Raw genomic sequence first — 6,968 nt, 5'->3', positions numbered from 1 at the left:
GGTCGGCACCCCTGGGTACCGACCACCTGACCTTTTACCGACCACCCCGGCAGGATCAACAGGCGGGTTCAGGCAGACGGGCTGTCGTCGGCGCGCAGGACGCGCAGGTGGCCGCGGCGCGCCGTCTCGGTGACCGACGGCGGCTCCGCCGGACGGCGCGCCCGTCCGGCCTCACGCACGGCGTCGGCCAGTGCGGACAGGTCGTCCGGGCTGGGCCCGGCGTCCTCGAACTCGGGCATGAGGCGGACCACCTCCCACCCACGCGGCGCGGTCAGCCGTTCGGCATGCTCCGCACACAGGTCGTAGCTGTGGGGCTCGGCCAGGTGCGCAAGCGGACCCAGTACCGCCGTCGAGTCCGCGTACACATACGTGAGCGTCGCTACGGCCGCGTTTGTACAGGCCGAGCGCGAACACTGTCTCACCGATCTCACGCGCCGAGACTACGCCCTGACCGGGCACAACGCGCCGAACACGCCCGGGCGGTCACGGGCGGACCGGCGGAGGCCGCGCACCGGGGTGCCGCACCCCGCGTGCCAGCAGCAGTCCCGCACCCGCGAAGAGCAGGTCGATCACCGTGAGGACCACCCGGCTGACGAGCACCGCGAGCGCGGCGGCCGGGGCAGGCAGCGCCCCGGCGAGCACCGCCGCGAGGACCACCTCTCGCACGCCCGCACCGGCAGGTGCGACCACGAACAGGAACCCGGCGGTCCAGGCCAGCGCCCAGCCGCCGGTCACCAGGGCGAAGGTCCGCACGGTGAGCGGCAGGCCGACCCCCGCGCAGAGGACCGAGAGCTGCACCCCCGCCACGAGCCACCCGGCCACCGACCAGGCCGCGGCGCGGGCCAGGCCGCCCCATGTCATCGGGTGGTCGAGCCCGCCCCGCCGGGCGATCCGCAGCGCCAGACCGATGAGCCGGTTCAGCACGGGCGGGGCCAGCACGACCACGATCGCCGGCGCCGCCCACACCACCCAGGACCACACCCCCAGAGCGCCGGCGGAGACGAACGGCAACGCCACGGCGCCGACCGCGGCACCCGACGCGACCGACACCGCGACGGCCACCAGCATCGACGTGGCCGACCGGCTGCGCGGCACGCGGTGTCCCGCGCCGACCTCCGCGGCGGCCACGATGTTCCAGACACCGCCCGGCACGTACTTGCCGAGCTGGCTGATCCCGAACACCGCGACGGCGCTCCGCACCGACAGGGGCGACCCCAGGTCCGCCAGCACCGCGCGCCAGGCCAGCAGGGTGCACCACACGTACAGGCCCCCGAGCACGACGACGAGGACCACGTCGGTCGCGGACAGGTCGCCCGCGGCCCGCGCCAGGGCCGCGCGGTTGCCGAGCACGTACCAGACGGCCAGCACCAGGGCGGTCACGAGGAAGCCCCACCGCACCCACGGCGACCGGAGCGCGGCGAGGGCGCCCCGCACGATCAAGCGTCCGGCACTCGTCGTCGTGGCTGCCGGGCCTGTCGTCACGACGCGGCCCGACGGCGCAGCCACGCGACCAGCGGCTCGGTGACCACCTGCGGGCGGATCCGGTCACGGCCGTGCGCGGCACGCACCCGGGCGGCCGCCAGTGTCTCCGGGTCGCACAGCTCGGCGAGGCGGCCCGCGAGCGCCTCGGGGTCGGCCGCCGGCACCAGCTCGACGTTCTGTCCCAGCGCGCGGCGCTGCGGGGGCGTGTCCGAGGTGACGACCACGCAACCTGCGGCAAGCCCCTGGTACACCTTGTTCGGCACCACCCGCACGCCCTTCGGGGTGTCGCTGAAGATGCCGAGGCACACCTGGTGACCTGCCACGAGGGCGGGGAGCTCGTCGGGTTCGACCCAGTCGTGCCAGGTCACGCCCGGCGTCCGGGCCAGGAGGTCGCGCACCCGGGGCAGCTCCTGGCCGGAGCCGACCATCGTCACGCGGAGCGGAGCACCGGCCGCGACGGCGTCGCGCACGGCCTCCGCGATCACCGGTGCGCCCTGCAGCGGGGTGTACAGCCCGAAGAACACGACGGACAGCTCGCCGGTTGAGGGGTCGCTGGTCGAGACCCTGGTTTCGACAGGCTCAACTAGCGAGGGCTCAACCAGCGAGGCCTCAGCCCGCGGGGAGCCCGCCGCGCGCCAGTCGTCCGGGGCCCCGACGAGCACGACCACGCCCTTGTCGGGGTCGGGGAGCATCAGGCGGTGCTCCTCGGTGTCGGTCACGACCAGGTCGGCGCACGCGACGGCCAGCCGGTCCAGGCCCGTCAGCAGCCGGACGCGCAGGCCCGCCGCCCCGCGGTCGGCGGCGGTGTCCCCGGCGAAGACCAGGTGGTCGAGCACGACCACCGAGCGCGGGTACAGCAGCCGGGCGAGCAGTACGTCGAAGTGGCCCAGGTATCCGACGAGCACGGCACGGGGGCGACCTTCCGCTCGCCGCTGCCGCGCGGCGTCGCCCACCAGGCCCGCCCAGCAGCGCAGCAGCCGACCGGCGAGGGCGGGCAGCCGCCACGGCTGCTGGAGCATGCGGACGCGGTCGGCGGTGGAGAAGCCGAGCGGCCGGTTCAGCTCGGTGACCTTGACGCCGTGGGCGCGCAGCCCGGCGACGAGGACGGCGATGCGTGGGTGTCGCGCGGCGTCGTAGGTGCCGAACGCGATCACTGCACGGCCGCCGCGACGTCGGGAGATCCTGCGGGCCGAGTCCGGTCCAGCTGCCCGGCCCGGTCGACGGGTCCCGGCTCGTTGCCTCCCGACGACGACCGGTTCTCCGCCGATCCGGTCGCTGCCGGTGCCGCCGTCGTGCCGTACTGCACGTCCTTGAGCCGCTCCAGCGTCTCCTCGAGCAGGACCCGGTTGGTGCGCTGGAGGTCGGCCAGCACGAGCAGGGCGAAGCTGAGCAGAGCCCCCACGAGGGATGTCGCCCCGAGCACTATCGACTGCAGGTGCTGGCCGCCGGTGCCTGCGGCCAGGAGGACCGCGTACCGGCCGAACGGGACCGCGGCACCGAGCGCGAAGACGAGGCCGAGCGTGATGAACACGACGTGCGGCTTGTACATCACGTAGGACCGGCTGATCGCCTGGGCGGACTTGGCGATGTGCTGCCACATGCTCGTGAAGAGCCGCGACTCCCTGGTCCTCGGGTTGGTGGTGACCGGCAGGCTCTGGATCCGCAGCCGCTTGTGCCCGGCCTGGATGATCGTCTCCATGCAATAGCTGAACTGGGTGACGATGTTGAGCCGCATCAGCGCCCCACGGGAATACGCGCGAAAGCCGCTCGCGGCGTCGGGAAGGTCGGTTCCCGCGGCAAAGTTCACGACATTGCTGCCTATACTCTGCAGCGCTTTCTTGAGCGGCGAGAAATGCTCGATGCTACCGGTCTGCCGGTCGGCGATCACGATGTCTGCGTCGCCGAGCACCACGGGCATCACCAGGTCGCCGATACGTTCCTGCGGGTACTGGTTGTCGCCGTCGGTATTCACCACGATGTCGGCACCGTGCCGGAGCGCGTAGTCGATACCGTCCCTGAACGACCTGGCCAGGCCCATGTTGCGGGTGTGGTGCACGAAGTGCCGCACGCCGAGGCGCCGCGCCACCTCAACGGTGCCGTCCGTGGACCCGTCGTCCACGACCAAGATCTCGACCTCATCGATCCCCGGAATGTTGCGGGGAATTGTGGCAAGCACCAGAGGAAGGGTTTTTTCCTCGTTCAAGCAGGGAATCTGCACGAACAGCTTCATGGCCCTGTGCTTTCAGTAGCGGCTTTGGGCAAGCAGTGAGTGGCGCCACAAGGCTAAGCACGGCACATGGCCGGAGCATGAACATCAGGTGCCCTGGAGCGACTGTTATCCGGCCGTTATCACAGCGCCAGGATCAGTCGTCGGGCCGTGGTTAGTCTGCTCGCGTGACCCGACCCCGTACGGTCCCGGCCGTCGTGCGGCTGATCGTGCTGAGGCGCGCGCCCGCCCGGCCGGAAAGCCGGCCCCGCACCCGCTCACTGCTACGGCGCGGTGGACAGGCCGAGCGGACCGCCCTCCTCTGCGCCGTGGTCTCGGGAATGCTCCTGGCCCTGGTGGTCGCCCTCACGGACGCCCCGTACGCGACGGGCGACGAGCCACCGCACGTCGACTACGCCTACCAGGTGTGGCACGGCGAGCTCCCGGTCTTCGAGGACGGGCTCGAGCTGCGGCCCGACGGCGCCTGGCTCGCACCCGTGCAGTGGACCGCCCAGCACCCACCGCTGTACTACCTGCTGGTCGCCCCGCTGGTGGGCCCCCTGGCGGACGCCGGCCACCCGGTCGCCGCCGTCTACGCGGCGCGCGGGGTGAACGTGCTGCTCAGCGGAGCCTTCGTGCTCGCGGTCTGGTGGAGCGCCCGACGCCTGACGCGGCCCGGCAGCGTGCTGCCACCGCTCGTCGCGTTTCTCGTCGGCGCCATGCCCGCCGCCGCGCACGTGGGCGGCAACGCCTACAACGACCTGCTGGCCGCCACCGGGGTCACCGTGCTGTTCGGGCTGGCCGCGACGGCCGTGCGGCGTGGGCTCGACGCCCGGCTGATCACGTGGCTGTCGCTCGTCGCCGCGGCGTGTGCGTTCACCCGGCTGTCGGCGGCGCTCATCGCCGCCGTCGTCGCCGCCGTCGCCCTGGCCGCGGGCGCGATCCGGGCCGGCCAGGGCCGCGGCCGGTGGGCGCACGTCGTGGCGCTGGCGCTGGCCGGACCGGGAGCGGTGCTGGCCACCAGCGGATGGTTCTACCTGCGCAACGTGCAGCTCACCGGAACCGTCACCGGGTCACACTTCGACTGGGCGCTGGAGAACCAGAACCGGCAGGAGCGGCCCGTGTGGGCTGTGCTGGCCGACCCGGAGACCTGGCTCCGCCTGCCCGACCTCTTCTGGTGGGCCGGGCGCCTCCCTCCGAACACGCCGCTCACCGTCACCACGCTCGTCGTCACGGCCGTCCTTCTCGTCTGGACGCCGCTGGTGGTCGCGCTGGTCACGGCGGTCCGACGCCGCGCGCTGCTGGTCGAGCGAGCACCGGACGAGCTCCTGCTGCGCGCCCTGCCCGTCATCGCGGTGCTCGTCTCGGTATCGGTCCAGGTGGCGTACGCCGCCAGCAGTGGCGGGGTGTACCCGCGCTACCTGCTGGTGGTATCGGTCGCCTTGTGCCTGGCGATCGCAGCGGGCCTCGCGGTACGGCCCCGGCTGCTGGTTCCCGCCTGGACCGCGGTGACCGTCCTCGACCTGGCGGTCTGGCTGTCGGTCGAGCTCGGCACGCCCCCTGAGCCTGGGTACTACGCCGAGGCGTCTCTGCCCGCGGCAGTCGTGGGCGCGGTGGCGGCGGCGACCATCGTGGCTTCCGCGGTGCTCGCGCTCCGCGCGGTCCGCGAGATCAGCGCGGCACGCGCGAACCGGACGGACGCCACCACGGCAGCGGCAGCCACGACCACGGTCACGGCCCCGACCAGCACGAGCTGAGGGCCGGTCAGCGGGCTCCACCCGGCCCAGCGGGCCGCGGCGTCGGCCACGGACTGTCCCGGGCCCTGGTAGAAGCCCCAGAAGCCGAAGGCGAGCCCGCTCGCCGCCGTTGCGCCCGCCCCTCCGGTCACCCAGGGCACCCCTCTGCGCAGCCGCGTGCCGAGCAGCGCGTGCAGGCCCAGCGCAGTCCCGGTCCCGAGGGCCAGGAGACCCGCGAACAGGTACCGGCCCTGCACCGCGGAGATCCACCCGTGGGCCGAGTAGTCGGGCCAGGCGTTGACCAGGACGCCGCACCACAGCGCGGCGGGCAGCAGCAGGAGCACCGCGGTCGCTCGGCGCGCCGGACCGCGCACCACGGCCAGGCCGCACAGCGCCGCGACGACGGCGGCGGCGGTCCAGAACACGGCGTCCGGCACGCGGATCTCCAGCCAGCCGAAGTTGCCGAAGAACGACCGGGTCAGGCTCGTCACCACGACCCGGACGAAGTACCAGAGGCCGTGCGGCTCGTCCTCGACGAACCGGTCCGGGATACCGACCGGCTGGACCGTCCCCACCACCAGCAGGTTGCGCAGCCACCACCAGCCGCCGACGGCGAGCGCCGCCCCGCCCGCGATGAGCACCCCCGCCCCGCGCCTGGCGCGTGGCCCGGGCGCCAGCAGGTAGGCGGCCACCACCATGGGCACCGCGAACGCCGCCATGACCTTGGTGAGGAGCCCGAGGCCGACCGCCGCGCCGAGCAGGGCCGCCGTGCGCGGCCGCAGGTCGCCCGTGGCCACCCGGGCGCTCAGGTAGGTGATCATCGCCCCGCTGAGCGTGACCAGCGCGTCATTGGTGACGCTGCCCAGGATGTGGCCCACCTGTGGCACGAACAGCGTGAACGACGCCGCCACCAGCGCCGCCGCGCGCGACCCGGTCAGGCGCCGTACGGCCGCGGCGGTCAGCAGCGGCACGGGCAGCAGGAGTGCGACGTCGAACAGCCGCAGCACCAGGAGCTGGACGTCCCAGCGCGCCTCGGCCGTGCCCGTCAGCTGCAGCACGCCGGCGGCCACCGCGTAGTAGAGCGGCGGGTGCTGCGTCATCTGGTCGACGGCCTCGGGGTCGAGCCCGCTGGTGTCGGTACCGGGCGGGACGGGGTCGGCCAGCGCGTTGCCGTCGGTGACTGTGCCGCGCTCGACGTCACGGACGGGTGGCACGGCGACGAACGGGGGCATGCCCTCCCGGTCGAGGTGCCTGCCGGGTACGTCGGTCGCGAGCGCCGCCTGGTCGCGCGCCTCGTCCATCGCCGGACCGACGAGGGCCTCGCCGGCGGCGGGCCAGCCGCCGCCGTACGCGAGGCGCAGCACGCTGTTGACGTGCTGTGGCTCGTCAGGGGCCCGGAACGCCGGGGTCAGCACCGCCCAGCACACACCGACCAGCGTGACGAGGGCAGTGATGAGGGCTAGCGCCCGGCGGTACGCCGCCTCGGCGGGATCGTCGCGCACACGCACAGGATAGGGGTGCTCGGTCGGCCGTGGGATGACCGA

General features: G+C 73.5%; 5 protein-coding genes. All 5 read right to left on the bottom strand.

The genetic code is table 11. From position 1 onward, the window contains the following. Window positions 1-68 precede the first annotated feature (68 nt). A complete protein-coding gene (locus tag AB0F40_RS22965) occupies window positions 69-431 on the bottom strand; it encodes a DUF3499 domain-containing protein (RefSeq protein WP_357473181.1) in 363 nt (120 codons plus the stop codon). 52 nt (window positions 432-483) lie between these two features. Beyond that, a complete protein-coding gene (locus tag AB0F40_RS22960; RefSeq protein WP_357473178.1) occupies window positions 484-1,506 on the bottom strand; it encodes a lysylphosphatidylglycerol synthase domain-containing protein in 1,023 nt (340 codons plus the stop codon). Then, window positions 1,479-2,636, bottom strand: a complete 1,158-nt coding sequence (locus tag AB0F40_RS22955; protein WP_357473175.1) for a glycosyltransferase — start codon at window positions 2,634-2,636, stop codon at window positions 1,479-1,481. The genes AB0F40_RS22960 and AB0F40_RS22955 overlap by 28 nt, the downstream gene beginning before the upstream one ends. Next, window positions 2,633-3,712, bottom strand: coding sequence for a glycosyltransferase family 2 protein (locus tag AB0F40_RS22950; RefSeq protein WP_357473172.1), 1,080 nt, complete (start codon window positions 3,710-3,712; stop codon window positions 2,633-2,635). The genes AB0F40_RS22955 and AB0F40_RS22950 overlap by 4 nt, the downstream gene beginning before the upstream one ends. Window positions 3,713-5,261: 1,549 nt before the next feature. Beyond that, complete coding sequence (locus AB0F40_RS22945; RefSeq protein ID WP_357473169.1) at window positions 5,262-6,926, bottom strand: DUF2142 domain-containing protein; 1,665 nt, start codon at window positions 6,924-6,926, stop codon at window positions 5,262-5,264. Between the last annotated feature and the right edge of the window lie 42 nt (window positions 6,927-6,968).

Source organism: Promicromonospora sp. NPDC023987, from assembly GCF_040639055.1.
In the GTDB taxonomy this organism is placed as follows: Bacteria; Actinomycetota; Actinomycetes; order Actinomycetales; family Cellulomonadaceae; genus Promicromonospora.
Note: the sequence above shows the minus strand (reverse complement) of the source record. Positions and strands in the feature narration are given on the sequence as shown.